Here is a 14911-nt window from a genome sequence, read left to right as displayed (position 1 = left end):
CGGGGTGTGCCCGCCGCCGGTATGGGGGTTGTGCGCGTGCTGCGCGACGGCGCGTAGCGCCGCACGCCACAGCTCGACCAGCTCCTCGCCCGCCGACTCGCCGAATATCCCACGCGCATAACCGAAGCCGGTCACCAGGCGGTGGCCGAGGACGATGGAATCCACTTCCACGGCACCCAGCGCGCCACGGCCGGCGTCGGGACGAATGGCCAGCATGCCGAATTCGGCGTTGGGCAGGAAGCCGATTCCGGCGAGCTCCTCCGGAAGGTCGAGGCCGGCGATGTGCCCGAAGTAGTTGAACGAGATCTCCCCCGGCTCGCCCGGCGGTAGTGCGGCGGCGGTGTCCTCGTTCAGGTATCTGAGCAGGCCGTAGCCGAAGCCGTTGTGCGGCGCTGCCCGCAGCTGTTCCTTGACGGCCTTGATGGCGACTCCCATGGCCGGGCCGCCGCCGAAGGCGTCGTCGAGATCCACTCCGGTCAGGTCCAGGCGTGCCGGGACGATGGAGGTGAACCAGCCGACGGTGCGCGACAGGTCCGTCCCGGGCACCGCGTCCTGTTCGCGGCCATGGCCTTCCAGGCGTAGCAGCACCGACCGCTCGTCCTCGCCGCGCCGCGACCGCCAGCGCGTCACCGCCAGCGCGAGCGCCGTCAGCAGCGCGTCCGCGACGCGGGCCCGGTAGCGGTCCGGAATGGCGGTGAGGATGGCGGCGGTATCGCGTTCGTCGAGTTCGACGAAGGTGTGTGCCACGTCGGCTGCCATATCGCGGTGTGGATCGAAGGGCCGCGCGCCGAAGGACGGCGCCGGGCCCTCGACGATCTCGCGCCAGACCGGCAGCTCGGCGGTGAGCGCCTCGGTGTGCGCGGTGTCGACGAGCGCGTGCGCCCATCGGCGCATGGATGTTCCGACCGCGGGCAGCCGCGGCGTGTTCCCCGCCGCGACCGCGGCCCAGGCGGCGATGAAGTCGGGCAACAGGATTCGCCAGGAGACGCCGTCGACGGCGATGTGGTGTGCGGCGATGACGAGCATTCCGGGGGTGGTGCCCGAATCCGGTGTCAGCCAGACGAACCGCAGTACCGCGCCGACGGACGGGTCGATCCGGTCGATGGCCGCGCTCAGTTCGGCTTCGGCGAGTACCCGGAGTTCCTCACCGGTGAGGTCGGCGTCGTAGGCAACCCGGTGGATGAGGGAGTCCACATCGACGCTGCCCGGCGGCGTGACCCGCACGTGCCAGTCCCCCGAGCCGTCGCGGTAGAGCCGCGAGCGCAGCATGTCGTGATGATCGACGACTGCGGAGAGGGTGGAAACCAATGCGCCGCGGTCGATTCCGATCGGCAGATCCAGTGTCATGGACTGGCAGAAGCGGTCGAAGGTGCCGCCGCGCTCGACCAGGAACCGGAGGACCGGGTTGAGCGGCAGTTCGCCGACGCCGCCGCCGGGCAGCTCGGCGAGCGGCGGAATCTCCTCTCCCCCGGCCGTTCCGGCGATGGCCGCCAGGCGGGCGACGGTACGGTGCTCGTAGACCTGTTGAGCGGTCACCGCGATACCGCGCGACCGTGCCCGGGACACCAGCAGGATCGACATGATGCTGTCGCCGCCGAGCCCGAAGAAGGAGTCGTCGACACCGATGCGGTCCCGGCCGAGCACCTCGGCGTAGGCGGCGGCGAGCGCGGTTTCGGTGTCGGTGCGCGGGGCCCGGAAGGCCACCGTCTCGACCTCGGGTGCGGGCAGGGCCTTTCGATCCACCTTGCCGGAACGGTTCACCGGCAGCGCGGGAAGACCGATGATCGCGGCGGGCACCAGGTGGCGGGGCAGTACCGCACGCAACCGCTGGTCCAGCGCGGCCGGATCGATGCTGTGCCCGGTGGCCGGGGTGACATAGGCGACCAGGCGACCACCGGCACGGTTGTGGTCATGAACGACGGCGACCGCCTGGGCCACGGATTCCTGTGCGGCGAGCACCGATTCGAGCTCGCCGAGTTCGATGCGCACACCGCGCAGCTTCACCTGGAAGTCACTGCGGCCGAGGTACTCCAGCTCGCCGTGACCGGTCGACCGCACGATGTCGCCGGTGCGGTAGAGCCGCTGCCCGGAATCACCGAACGGGTCGGCGATGAAACGGGCGGCGGTGTGCCCCGCCCGGCGCACATAGCCGCGCGCGAGCGCCGCGCCACCGAGATAGAGCTCGCCCGGCACGCCCGCCGGAACCGGCCGCAGAAAGGCGTCCAGCACGTGGGCACGGACCTGCCACGCGGGTGCTCCGATGGGTACCGCGGCAGTGTCGTTCGCGCCGATCGCGTGCCGGGTGACGGCGATTGTCGCCTCGGTCGGACCGTAGAGGTTGTCGTAGTACGCACCCGGAGCGACAGTCGGCAACGCCGCGGCGAGTGCGGGCGTCAGCGCCTCACCGGCGAGCAGCACGCGACGCACACTCGGCGGCATCGGCGCGGCCACCGCCTGCCGGTGCGCCGCGAGCGTGGACGGCGTGAACTGCACCGTGGTGACATCGTGCTCGATGATCGCTTGCGCCAGCGCGTTCGGCTCGCCGGGTGCACCCGATCCGTCGACCACGAGCCGGGCGCCGACGGTGAACGGCCACAGCACTTCCCAGGCCGAGACGTCGAATGTCAGGGTGGTCTTGCGCACGACGGTGTCGGTGTCGTCGAGGCGGTGCAGGTGCTGCATCCAGGCCAGGTGGGCGCACACGGCCGCGTGGGTGACGCCCACGCCCTTCGGCTGCCCGGTGGAGCCGGACGTGAACAGCACGTAGGCAAGGTTTTCCGGACGCAGCGGGGAGATGCGGTCGTCATCGGTGACCGTGGCACCCGACTCGGCGGCCAGGTCGAGTTCGTCGATGTGGATCACCCGGACGCCGTCGGGAGCGTCGAATTCGTCCTGCCGCGTGGTGAGGACGCACATCGGCTGCGCGATATCGAGCACCTGGGCATGGCGCGAACGCGGATGCTCCGGGTCCAAAGGCAGGTACGCGGCACCGGTTGTCAGCACCGCGTGCACCGCGAGGATCTGCTCGCCCGATGGTCCGAAAGCGAGCGCCACCACGTGTTCGGGCCCGACGCCGAGGGCAATCAGCTTGCGCGCCAGACGATTCGAGTCGTCGTGCAGGTCCGCGTAGGTCATGCGGGCGTCGCGTCCGACGATCGCCACCGCCTCGGGCGACCGGGCCGCCTGCTCGGTGAACAGAGCCGGGAGTGTCGTGGACGACGCTGCGACGACGTCGGCGGGGGGACGGCCGTCGAGGCGCTCGATCTCCTCCGGTGCGGCGATATCGATCCGGGAAATGGGTGTATGCGGTGTGCGTGCCAACTGCTCCAACAGCCGAACCAGCCGGTCCCGGTGCGAACGATGTGCTCCGGCAACGGCGATCCGCCATCCACCGGCCGCCTGATCGTCGACGCACACGGTGAACTCGTCGCCGCTCCCGGAACACCCGGTCACCGCTGCCGTGCCGAAACCGTCGATCGCGGCACCTCCGAGCATCCGTACCGCGAGCGGCCACTGCCCGTGCACCGGCGAATCCGCCCACGGCTCATCGATATCGGGAATGAACCTGAGCCGCCGGGCCTTGCGCAGCTCCCGCCCCACCTGTTTGGCGATCGCGTAGAACCCGGCCTGGGCGGTGACCGGAATCCGCAGCGGCACAGTGGTTTCCCCGGTATCGAGTGCGACCACGCACTCCCCCGAGGACGCCGTGCGCGACACGTAGACGGCCATCGCGGCCAGCACCACCGCGGGCGCACCGGCCCCGCACACCCGCGCGGCCCTGGTGAGTTCCGCCGATGCTCCCACCGCTGCCCAGACCGTCTCATCCGGAGTACCGCTGGCAGGACGCGCGATACCCGCGGCGGGAGGTTCGGGCCGGGCGGCGTCGGCAAGAGTGTGCTCCCAGTAGTCCCGGTCGGCGGACCACGCACCCGATTCGCGGTATCGGCGTTCATTTTCCAGCTGGTCGGCTGTCGTGCCGAACGGCGGATTCGCGCCGGGAGTCGTGGGCGCGCCGTCCAGGAGATCACACACCCGGGCGAGAATCGCGAGCGCTCCCGGCTGGTCGTTGACCAGGCGGTGATAGCGCTGGTACCAGCCGAGCCGGCCATCCGGGAACCGGAAGACGGCCTGCCGGTACAGCGGCCCCTGCGCGATATCCATTCGGCACGCACGTTCTTCGGCGATCCACTCGGCGACGAAATCTCCCGGACCGGTCCCGTCGACACTGAGCACGGCGGTCGGTACGGGCGGGTTCTCGCACACCTGGATCGCGCCGGCGTCGGCACGGAACACACTGTGCAGCACCGGGCATTCCGTCATCACGGTGTCGACCGCCCGACACAGGAGCTCCGCGTCCACCCGGCCGGTCAGTTCGATGTACAGGTCGACACAGCGATCACCGGCCGCGAGGGCGGCGCGTTGCGCATCGCTCGGGACCTGCGGTCCGGCCGTCGCGGTGCGGGTGGTCTCAACGATAGTCATGGAATCCTTGTCCGGTCTTACGGCCGAAATGTCCTGCGGCGACGAGCGTCGCGAGCGCGGGCGGAACGCGGTAGTGGTCCTCACCGGTCTCGCGCCGCAGCACCTCGATGGTGTCGGCGACGTTGTCCAGGCCGATCAGGTCCGCGGTGCGCAGCGGACCCATGCGGTGGCCGAGGCAGCGTTCGAAGAGGGCGTCCACCGTCGCGGCGTCGGTACCGGTGTCGAGGGTGGCGGCGGCTTGCGCGATGCTCAGCATGAGCAGGCGGTTGATGACGAACCCGGGGCGGTCGCCGACGACGAGCGATTCCTTGCCGAGAGCGGTGAGCAGTTCGGTGGCGCGCGCCATGGTGTCGGCCGAGGTCTGTTCCCCGCGAACGACTTCCACCGCATCGGTCAGCGGGGCCGGGTTCATGAAGTGCAGACCGAGCACGCGATCGGGGCGACCGGTCGCGGCGGCCAGCCGGGCGATGGGGATGGCCGACGTCGCGGAGGCGAGCACGGCCTCGGCCGGGCAGACGCGGTCCAGTTCGGCGAAGAGTTTCTCCTTCAATTCGATCCGCTCGACCGCGCACTCGATGACGAACTCGACCGCGTCGAGGTCATCGAGACGGTCGGTCCAGCGCACCCGGCGGGCAGTCTCGAGCGCCGTCCGCCGATCACCGCGGCCCAGCAGCAACGCCAGGCGCACCGCTTCGTTCAGGCCACGGCGTGCCCGCTCCACGGCGGCCGGATCGGGTTCGACCACGATGACATCGCATCCCGCCTGCGCGAGGCACTGTGCGACGCCGGCGCCCATGGTGCCCGCGCCGATAACTGCCACGACTCCGGTCATCGGGTCACCTCCGCTTCCGCGATGCAGCGCATCGCGATATCCGGCACCGGATCATTCGGTGTCTCCAGCAGGCCGTGCAGCAGCCGGGTCAGATCCGAGAGCATCTGCTGCGCGGTCGATTCGTCGAAAAGGTCTGTGGCGTACGCCAGTTTCAGGACTGCGCGGTCACCGGACTCCCGGTCGAGCGCCAGTTCCGCAGTGTCCGGCGGGGTGGCGCCGAACCAGATGGCCCCGGCATGGCTGTCGCCCTGCGCCGACGCGGCCAACTCCGCGGCGGTTCGTTCGAGCAGTTCGGCCCCGGTGGGTTCGTCGGCGAAGTCCATTCGGGCGGGACCGGTTGCCGTGCCGACCACTACGTCATCGGAGCCGGAGTACCAGCTCAGCAGTGCCGCCCAGGCGGCGAGCAGGGTCGCATCGCCCGGCGCGGCATCGAGCCGCTCGCGCACCGTCCCCGCCGTGTATCGGGCCGAGCCCGTTCCGCGCGGCCGGTCTGTCTGAATATCCAGTGCCACAGCCTGCTCGGCCGCATGCACGCCGGCGGGAGAGGGCATGGTGACGAGCAGCTCCTCGATCGACCGATCCGGAGCCGACTCCACGACCTCGGTGAGGATCCCGAGGTAGGCCGCGGCAAACCCCGCGGCGGTGCGCTGGGTGAACAGCTCGGTGCTGTACTCGAAGCAGGCCAGCATGTCGAGGTCGTCGCTGCGATCGTAGGTGATCAGGCTGAGGTCGAATTTGGCTGTGCCGGGCGGTAATCCGCCGAAGGCATTGTGGATGGTGTGCTCCGAGTCGAAGAACTCCGTCGCCCCGCCGCCGAGCGGGTTGACCGATCCGGGGCCGGTGAGGTCCTGGTGGACGTAGAGCACATCGAAGATCGGGGTGCGGGACATGTCGCGCTGATCGTCGAGGGCATTGACCACCCGCTCGAATGGGATCTCCTGATTCTCCAACGCGCCCAGCACGATTCCACGCACTCGCTCGAGCAGATCGCCCAGCGTCGCGGGACCGGAGAGGTTGGCGCGCAGCGCGACGGTGCTGTTGAAGAAGCCGATGAGCCCTTCCAGCTCGCGGCGGGTGCGGCCGGTGGTCGGCGTGCCGACGACGAGGTCGCGCTGACCACTGCGCCGGGCGAGCAGCAGATAGAAGGCCGACAGCAGCACCACGAACAGCGACACCGACTCCCGCTTCGCGACCGTGCGGGCCGCGGCGAGCAACGTCGCCGGCACCGTGAACGGCTCCAGCTCACCGGCGAACGTCTTGCGCGCCGGCCGCGGGAAGTCGGTGGGCAGCCGCAGTTTCGGCGCGCCACGCAGGATATGCTTCCAGTATTCGAGCTCGTGCTCGAGCGCGCCCGAGTCGAGCAGCTCGCGGTGCCAGCGCGCGTAGTCGCGGTAGCGGATCGGCAGCGGTTCCAGCGCGGCCGGGCGCCCCTCCAGCCGGGCGGCATAGAGCACCGGAATCTCCCGCGCGAGAATCCCCGGCGTCTGGCCGTCGGTGACGCAGTGATGGCACACCACCTGCAGCACATGCATATCCGGGGCGAGCTCGATCACCAGCACCCGCACCATGGGGTCGCGGCCAAGATCGAAGGGCCGGACCGCGGCCTCCCGGAGCAGCTCGCGCGCCCGGGCGACCGAATCGGCCTCACCGGACACATCGACGACCCTGAAGAATTCGCCGAGAGCGGGCCGCACACGCACCGCCGGCACACCGTCGACCTCGACGAGGTTGTAGCGCAGCGGTTCGTGTCGCTCCGCGAAATCCTCGAATGTTCCCTTGACCGCGTCGACGTCGATCGGGCCGCGCAGAACGTTGACCACCGGATAGTTGTAGAGCGTGGTGTCCGGAACAAGCTGATGGTGGAACCACATCCGTTCCTGCCCGGGTGACATGACCAGCTCGTCGGTGCGCGCGATGGCCGGTAGCCCGCGCGCTCCCGACATCGCCTCCGGCGCCGGGCGCGCCCCTTCCCGCAGCAGGTCCGCGAACTCGGCCACCTTGGGCCGCTCGTACACATCGAGCAGTTTCGGCCGAAACCCGAATGCCTCCTCCACCCGCTCGACCAACTGCACGGCAATGATCGAATTGCCACCCACATCGAAATAGTCGTCATCCAGCCCGATTTCGGTCTCCGCGTGCAGCAGTTCGCGCAATACTGCGCGCAACCACTCCGCCGCATCCGACGGCATGGCAACCACCGGACGCTCGGGCGCGGCGACAGCTGCGACGGGCTCCGACGCGATCTCGGCATACTGCGCCGCGGTGGGCAGTTCGACCCAGCACCGGGTGCCGCGCAGCGGGTGCCCGGGCAACCGCATCCTGCGACCGGCCCCGCTCTGCACCTGTGCCCAGTCGAGATCCACTCCACGCTCGTAGAGCCGCCCCAGGATGCCGAGCGTCCCCGCGGAATCGGCCGAGCCGAACAGGATCTCGGCATCAGCGCGATCCGCGAGATCCTCGGTGAGGTATCGCCCGAGCATGCCGTCCCGGCTGGGATCGACGAAGACGACCGGCCCATCCCGCAACAGCATTTCCGCCGCAGCGAGCAGACGCGACCGGTTCACCGCGGGCGTCTCCGCGGCAACAGCCAAGTCGCCCGGGTCGACGGGCTCTCGCGACCCGAGCAGATAACGTGCCGCGAACTTCGACGCGCCCCCGCTGAGCACGGCTGCGAACTGAATCCCACAGGTACGCAATCGATCGTGCACCGCGAGCTGTGCCGCGAGCACTTCGGCCGTCTCCCCGTTCGCGGGCAGCTGTTCCGGCAGTGCGGCGCCACCCTGCCCGGTCGGCAGAGCACCCGGCGAGAGCAACAGCGCCACTCGCGGCGCGACCGGCTGCACACCGTCCGAATCGACGGCAGCACCGCGCGTTTCGAGCAGATCGGCCAATTCCGTGGTGCTGCGCGCACATACCGCGATGCGATGGCCGAAGTGCGCACGGCCCCGGCCGAGTGTGAACGCCACATCCGCGAGATCGATCGAATCGTCCCGCATACGCTCCGCCAGCGAGCCACACAGGTCCGCGAGCGCCATCGCCGTCCGCGCCGAGACCCCGATCAGCCGGGGCACCGGCTCGCGACTCGCCGCGGCCGGTTGTGCTTCCGGCTGCGGTACCGCGTCGGGGGCCTGCTGCACGACGCAGTGGGCGTTGGCGCCGCCGAGGCTGTAGGAGCTGACACCCGCCAGGCGCGGGCCGTCGCTCCGCCACGGTCTCGGTTGCGTGACCACCTCGAGGCCGGCCGCGGCCAGGTCGAGATCGCCGGTGGGACGGTGGAAGTGGAGAGATGGGAAGAGTTGTCCGTCGGCGACCGACAGGACGGCCTTCACCAGGCCGGCCACACCGGCGGCGTGATCGAGGTGGCCGATATTGGTCTTCACCGATCCGATCGGCAGGGCGGTGGCGCGCTCGGCGAACGCGGTGCGCAGGCCCTCCAGTTCGACGGCGTCGCCCAGTCGGGTGGCGGAGCCGTGGGCTTCGAGATATCCGGCATCACGGGGATCGGCACCGGCCCTGCGCCAGGCGCGCGCGATGACCCGGGCCTGCGCGGCGGCGCTGGGAGTGCTGATGGTTGCGGCGGAATGGCCGTTGTGCAGGACGGCGCTGCCCCGGATGACCGCGTAGACCGGAGCACGGTCGGCGCGGGCACGCTCGAGCGTGGTCAGCAGCAGCGCCGCACCGCCTTCGCCGGGGACTGTGCCGTCGGCGTGGGCGTCGAAGGCTCGGACCCGGCTGCCCGGTGAGGCGATCTCGGTCATGGTTTGCACGGCCCAGGCCGGAGCGCCGTGTGCGCGGACGCTGACTCCGCCGGCCAGCGCGTAGTCGGCGTCGCCGCTGCGCAATTCGCGGCAGGCGTGGTGGACGGCGATGAGGGAGGCGTTGCAGCCGCTGTCGACGGCGTAGCAGGGGCCGTCGAAGCCGAGCAGGTGTGCGATGCGGGCGGGGACGCCGAAGGGCAGATTGCCCAGCATGGCGAGGGGGCCCGGGTCGACGGCCATGGCGTGATAGCTGGGCATGGGTGCGCTGAACACCACCGCGGTGGTGGCCGCGCGCAGGGTGGCGGGTGCGTAGCCGGCGTCCTCGATGGCGCGGTGCGCCAGCTCCAGGGCGATTCGCTGCTGCGGATCCATCAGGGCCGCTTCGCGTTTGGACAGACCGAAGAACGCGTAGTCGAAGGTGTGGATATCGGTGAGGTGCCCCATGGGCAGGTACCGGACGCCGCGGTCCAGGGCGGTCGCCGTGGCGCGAGACTCCGGCATGGGGCCGATCGAATCCCTTCCGGCGGCGAGGTTCTCACGGAACTCGTCGAGGTTCGCCGCGTCCGGGAAACGCGCGCCGATGCCGATGACGGCGATGTCGCCGTCGCGTGGTGCGAGTGCGGTCACGATGTCCTTCACACTTCGAATGCCAGGGGAATGTCCGCCGGTGCGGCAGGCTGTGCCGGATCCGCGGGCAGTGCGGCCGCCTGCGCGGCCACGGTGTCCAGATCGAACAGCAGGCCCACCGAGATGGCGCCCGGCCAGCGCGCCTGCAGGCGCATGTGCAGAGCGACCAGGCGATGGGAGTTGCCGCCCACGTCGAGAAAGCGGTCCGCGCGATCGAATTCGTCGTGCAGCAGCACCTCCGACCAGATCTCGCCGAGGGCACGCTCGGTCTCGGTCCAGTCGTCCCGCGACACCGCCTGCCGGAGCGTGGAACCGGTCAGCAGCGCGCGCAGCGCCGCCTCGTCGAGCTTGCTGCTGCCCGGCGTGATGGGAAGGGCATCGACGGTCACGAACCGTGCCGGAACCGCGTCCGACACGAGGCGTTCGGCGCAGAATCCGGCCAGCGCGCTCGATGCGGGCGTGGCCGCCGCGGTGTCCAGAGGCACCCAGAAGGCGGCCAGGTACACCGAGTCGTCGACATCGGCGACGGGCAGCACGACCGCTTCACGCACGGCGGGATGGTCTTCCAGCACCGCCTCCACCGCGCCGCGTTCGATCCGCACGCCACGGACCTTCACCTGATTGTCGACCCGGCCGTGGAATTCGATGTCGCCGTTCGTGTCCGCGAGGGCGAGATCGCCGGTGAAGTACATCCGTGCACCCGGTTCGGTGGTGAAGGGGTCGGCCACGAATCGAGTCGCGGTCAGTCCGGGACGGGCCGCATAACCGTCGGCGATCTGCCCGCCACCGAGGTACAGGTCGCCGCGAGTGCCGCGGCGTACGGGGCGCAGCTTGTCGTCCAGAAGGTGAGCCGTCGTACCCGCGGCCGGCTTGCCCATCGGGACGACCGGCCGCGGCGTGTCCGCGACGTACGGGCCGATGCAGGTGATCGTCGCCTCGGTGGGGCCGTATTCGTTGTGCAGCGCCACGGCGGGCAGTACTTCGCGGTGCTCGTCCACCAGGCGAGGCGGGATCGCCTCCCCCGCCAGGATCACCGTTCGCAGCGTCGGCCGCAGCTCGGCCAGCCGTGGCAGCGCCAGCCGATAGAACGACGGCGTCGCGATGAAATGCGAAACACCCCGGCTGCGAGCGAGTTCGGCAACGGCGTCGACATCTCGCACCATCCGGTAATCGGGAAAAACGCTGGTGCCGCCGACCGCGAGCGGCCAGACCACACCCAGCAGGGAACCGTCCCAGATCAACCGCAGGGCCGAGAAGGTCACCAGCGCACCGTCGGCGTGCGCATTGTTCCGGGACCCGATCTGGGTGGCGAGGTTCGCGCGGGACACGACCACTGCCTTCGGAACTCCGGTGGAGCCGGAGGTGGTGATGGCATAGGCCGGGGCGAGCCGCGGCGGCGGGCCGGGGAGCGGCATCTCGGATGGATCCACCCGCGCCGCGATGTCGATCACCGCCGGACCAATCGTCGCGTCCGCCAGCGCCGTCGCCGCGTCGCCCGGAGTGAGCGGATCCCGGCCGTCGATGATCACCGCGGCGCAGTCCAGCGCCTCCAGCACCGCGCCGAGCGACGACTCGCCGCCGTGGCCGGGTTCGATGACACACCAGGCCGCGGCGGCGCGCAGGGTCGCGATCATGCCGATCACGGTGTCCAGGTTCTGCCGCTGGTAGACGACGACCGTCTGCCCGGGCCGCACCCCGGCCACGAGCAGGCGGCGTGCGAGAGCCATTGTCGCGGTGTCCAGTTCGCGGTAGGTGAGAGACCGATCCCCGACCACGACCGCGAGACGATCGGGCACCCGCTCGAACTGGCACATCAGGCCGTCGAGCAGATCCACGCTCATCGAACGACCTCGACATGGCCGGTGCCGCCGATGTTTTCGGCGGGCACGGTGCAGACGAGCAGGAGGCGATCTCCGTCCTTCTCGGCCACCTCGAACCCGGCAAAGCGCAGAGTCACGAGCATGACCCGATTCCGCGGCGTGGCAACGAATTCCGCCGCAGGCCGCAAACCGGCCGCGCGGGCACGGCGCACCACCTCGGCGATGAGCGTCGTGCCGACGCCGCGCGACATGACGCGACAGGACATGAGCAGCAGGAGCAGAACGGAATCGGGGCCTCGCTGTTCGGTCACCGCCAGCCCGATCGTGCCGTAGCCGCCGAAACGGTCGGTCAGGGAAGCGACGAGCACCTCGTGACGCGGGGACGCGCACAATGCCCGCAGCTCGTCCATGTCGAAGGTGACGCCGGTGGTATTGAGCTGGTGGGTGCGTTCGGTCAGCTCGTGTGCGCGAGCCAGATCCGCCTCGGTCGCCTCGCCGACGGTCATGACCAGATCCAGCGAGGCCAGAAAATCCGCGTCCGAGCCGCTGAATTCGGCTTCGGATGCTTTGCGCTCCCGTTCCGCGCGATACAGCAGTCGGCGCTGCCGTGCCTCGGATGTGGTGGTGGCCGACATGAATTCGCAAAGGTCCGCAAGTCCGGCGATCCGGTCGGCGTGATAGCACCGGACTTCCGGGAGGGCGGCGGCCACCTCCGCCAGCTCGACCGGATCATTGTCGACGAATGCCATCGTGTCCAGTCCGATATCGAGGGATTCCGCGATCCGGCGAATGGCCTCCGACTTGGGACCCCAGCCGATCTCGACGGCCGAGAACATGTCCTCGATACCGTGCATGCGCAAATGCGCTGTGGCAGCCTCTGGCTCGCCACGACTTGCGACGGCGTGCAAGATGCCGCGCTCGTCCAGTGTCCGGATCGTTCGCAGCACTTCCGGTTTCGGCGTACCGCCGTCCGACTCCAGCACGACGCCGGGCCACACCGTATCGTCGAGATCCCAGACCAGGCATTTCACTGTCGCCGCCATTACACCCTCCGCAGCAGGCCGGCGCTCCACGCGGCGACCGGGCTGCTGTTCAACAGCAGCGCGTACGCACCGGTCGCGCGGGTGGCCGCGGCGGCTTCCAGATTGACCAGCATGTCCATCGAGCCCAGGTGGCCGTAGGCCGCGAGATTGGTCCGGCAGACCTTGTCGACCGGGCGATCCAGGGCCTCCTCCCAGAAGGCGACGGCCCCGGCCGACAGGTTCTGCATCAGGATCGGTCCCACCTCTTCGTCTCGAATGCCATTGCGTCGCAGCAGTTCCGGAACAATGGCGTCGAATCGCTTCTTGCTCTCGACCGCGAGCCGGAACGAGTAGGTGGACTCGTCCGCGCACACCTCGGCCCAGTCGCCGGAGCCGATATCGCGGTAGTCGATGCGGAACAGGTCCGCGTATTTGCCTTCACTGCGCACGATCTGGTCGACGAACTCCCAGCGGCCGGGGCCGGAGGTGGTGACCAGCACTGCGGCCGCACCGTCACCGAGCAAGGTCATGGGAGCGCGGTAGCGATTCCGGGTGGGCGTCTTGGCGGCAGTGACCACCAGGACATTGCGGCAGTGGGCATCCGCGCGAACCAGGCTCGCGGCGAGAGTCAGTGCGGCGGAAACGGATACGCAGCCGAGGTCCCCGGCCGTGGTGGTGAAGGCGCGGGCCGCGCCGATCCGGTGTTGCAGCCGGGTCGCCTCCGAGGCGAGCAGGTACTGCGGCGCGCGGCCGGTGACCAGAATCAGCGCGTCCAGATCGGCGGCCGCGAGATCGGCCTCGTCCAGCGCCGCCCGCGCCGCCTCGGCGGCGAGATCGACCTCGGTCATGCCGTCAGCGGTGTGCACCGTGTCGATGCCCAGGGCCAGAGCGTGTTCCCGGCGGTTCGTGGGCAGATCGGCCAACTCCGCCAGCGTGGCGACCGCGGCGGTCCGGTCCGGGAACCAGGTCGCGACCGGACCCAGTAGCACGCGTTGGTTCATGATCGCGCACCCCGCATGACGTGCTCACCCATGGACACCTCGGCGACCTCCTGTGCTCCCTCGATGATCTGCATGACTTTGGCGTCGCGATAGAAGCGGCCGATCCGGCTGTCCGGTGCGCAGCCCGCCGCGCCGAGTACCTGCACGGCCCGTTCGCTGACCGCCGCCGCGACATCGGCGGCGGCGTATTTGGCGGCCATCGTGAAGATCAGCGCCTGGGGCGATCCCGCGATCCGCGCATCGGCCGCGCGTTCGCAGAGGGCTTGCGCACCTTCCACATCCGCCCAGCAGCGGCCGAGCGTGGCGCGGATCAGCTGATGTTCGGCCAGCGCGGTGCCGCCCTGGACGCGGGTGACGGCGTGGGCGGCCGCATCGTCGAGGCAGGCGCGGGCCAGCCCGACGCCGCCCCAGGCGACGGTGTAGCGGCCGTGATCCAATGCGGTGCCGAGGACATGGGACAGACCGAACCCCGGCGGTGCGATCAGCTGGGTGGCGGGTATGCGCACGCGGTCGAACCGGACGGTCGCCAGCCGCGCGCCGCGCAACCCGAGACCGCTCTCGGCAGGTTCCACGCCGACCCCGGGCCGGTCCCGATCCACCAGTGCGGCACACAGTCCGCCCGGCGCTCTACCGAGTACGAGGTAGACGTCCGCACGCTGACCGAAGGTCACCCACAGCTTGGTACCGGACACCAGGATATCCGTGCCTTCGGGCTCGAAAGTCGCAGCGACAGCGGACAGCTCGGTTCCGGCTCCGGCTTCGGTCGCCGCCAGCGCGGCGATGACCTCACCGGCAGTGAGCCGGGGCAGCCACGCCTCGCGCTGCGCGGCCGTGCCCCACCGATCCACCGCGGCGGCCACCATGCCGTGCACGGTCACCAACGAACGCAGGCTGGTGCACGCGTGCCCGAGCGTCGCAGCCAATCGCCCGAGCTCCCGCGCATCGAGCTCCGCACCACCGAAGCACACGGGCCGATCCGCACCCAGCAGCCCATTCCGAGCCGCGAGTTCGATCATCTCGTCGGGCAGACCGTCCCGATCCCACCGTGCCGCATCGCGGGCCGCAGCCTGCACGAGATCGTCCACGTCGATCACGAGTGGCTGTCCCCGCCCTGCTTGCGGACAACGAAGGCCGCCGCACGCGCGGCACTCCGAAAGTTGTCGAGCTCGAGATCATCGACATCGACCGAGATCCCGTAGGTGCTCTCCACGTGCACGACAATCTCCAGCGCCCGTAGTGAATTCACCAGTCCGAGCGCGAAAATGTCGTCTTCCGGCGCCAATTCGATCTCGGCCATCGATCCGAAGTAGGCCAGCAACTCCTGCGTCAGCTCCGCCCGATGCCGCACGCCCTGCGCCAGATCCTCCAC

The 14911-nt window shown here is 69.9% G+C and carries 8 protein-coding genes (1 of these 8 cut by a window edge); all 8 read right to left on the bottom strand.

Going from position 1 to position 14911, the window contains the following annotated elements; translation table 11 throughout:
• Tightly spaced (each overlapping or abutting the next), the 8 genes in view from ACQP1O_RS13640 to ACQP1O_RS13605 form a layout consistent with a single transcriptional unit that may run on beyond the window.
• On the bottom strand, window positions 1-4482 hold the beginning of the coding sequence (locus tag ACQP1O_RS13640) for an amino acid adenylation domain-containing protein (RefSeq protein ID WP_433566166.1). Its footprint begins 5949 nt before the window's first position; 4482 of the gene's 10431 nt are visible here — the first part of the coding sequence; the start codon lies at window positions 4480-4482; the stop codon falls past the left edge of the window.
• Entirely contained in the window at window positions 4469-5314 is an 846-nt protein-coding gene (locus tag ACQP1O_RS13635) for a 3-hydroxyacyl-CoA dehydrogenase family protein (protein WP_433566165.1), read from the bottom strand. The genes ACQP1O_RS13640 and ACQP1O_RS13635 overlap by 14 nt, the downstream gene beginning before the upstream one ends.
• Window positions 5311-9711 carry a condensation domain-containing protein gene (locus tag ACQP1O_RS13630; protein WP_433566164.1) on the bottom strand — a complete coding sequence of 1467 codons (4401 nt, stop codon included), beginning with the start codon at window positions 9709-9711 and terminating at the stop codon, window positions 5311-5313. Before ACQP1O_RS13630 ends, ACQP1O_RS13635 begins: the two co-directional genes overlap by 4 nt.
• Window positions 9708-11540 carry a non-ribosomal peptide synthetase gene (locus tag ACQP1O_RS13625; RefSeq protein ID WP_433566163.1) on the bottom strand — a complete coding sequence of 611 codons (1833 nt, stop codon included), beginning with the start codon at window positions 11538-11540 and terminating at the stop codon, window positions 9708-9710. The genes ACQP1O_RS13630 and ACQP1O_RS13625 overlap by 4 nt, the downstream gene beginning before the upstream one ends.
• Window positions 11537-12562 (bottom strand): HAD-IIIC family phosphatase, encoded by a 1026-nt coding sequence (locus ACQP1O_RS13620; protein WP_433566162.1) that lies wholly within the window; start codon window positions 12560-12562, stop codon window positions 11537-11539. The genes ACQP1O_RS13625 and ACQP1O_RS13620 overlap by 4 nt, the downstream gene beginning before the upstream one ends.
• The gene (locus ACQP1O_RS13615) at window positions 12562-13542 is read right to left on the bottom strand and encodes a 3-oxoacyl-ACP synthase (protein WP_433566161.1); all 981 of its coding nucleotides are present in this window, start codon (window positions 13540-13542) and stop codon (window positions 12562-12564) included. Before ACQP1O_RS13615 ends, ACQP1O_RS13620 begins: the two co-directional genes overlap by 1 nt.
• Complete coding sequence (locus tag ACQP1O_RS13610) at window positions 13539-14636, bottom strand: acyl-CoA dehydrogenase family protein (protein ID WP_433566160.1); 1098 nt, start codon at window positions 14634-14636, stop codon at window positions 13539-13541. The genes ACQP1O_RS13615 and ACQP1O_RS13610 overlap by 4 nt, the downstream gene beginning before the upstream one ends.
• Entirely contained in the window at window positions 14633-14911 is a 279-nt protein-coding gene (locus ACQP1O_RS13605; RefSeq protein ID WP_433566159.1) for an acyl carrier protein, read from the bottom strand. Before ACQP1O_RS13605 ends, ACQP1O_RS13610 begins: the two co-directional genes overlap by 4 nt.

This window comes from Nocardia sp. CA-151230 (assembly GCF_050942175.1).
Classification (GTDB): Bacteria; Actinomycetota; Actinomycetes; order Mycobacteriales; family Mycobacteriaceae; genus Nocardia.
This window is presented reverse-complemented; position numbering and strand designations above follow the sequence as displayed.

Excerpts from the sequence above, each read along its gene's own strand:
- ACQP1O_RS13615 (WP_433566161.1), bottom strand. The coding sequence starts at position 13,542 with ATGAACCAACGCGTGCTACTGGGTCCGGTCGCGACCTGGTTCCCGGAC.
- ACQP1O_RS13625 (WP_433566163.1), bottom strand. The coding sequence starts at position 11,540 with ATGAGCGTGGATCTGCTCGACGGCCTGATGTGCCAGTTCGAGCGGGTG.
- ACQP1O_RS13620 (WP_433566162.1), bottom strand. The coding sequence starts at position 12,562 with ATGGCGGCGACAGTGAAATGCCTGGTCTGGGATCTCGACGATACGGTG.
- ACQP1O_RS13635 (WP_433566165.1), bottom strand. The coding sequence starts at position 5,314 with ATGACCGGAGTCGTGGCAGTTATCGGCGCGGGCACCATGGGCGCCGGC.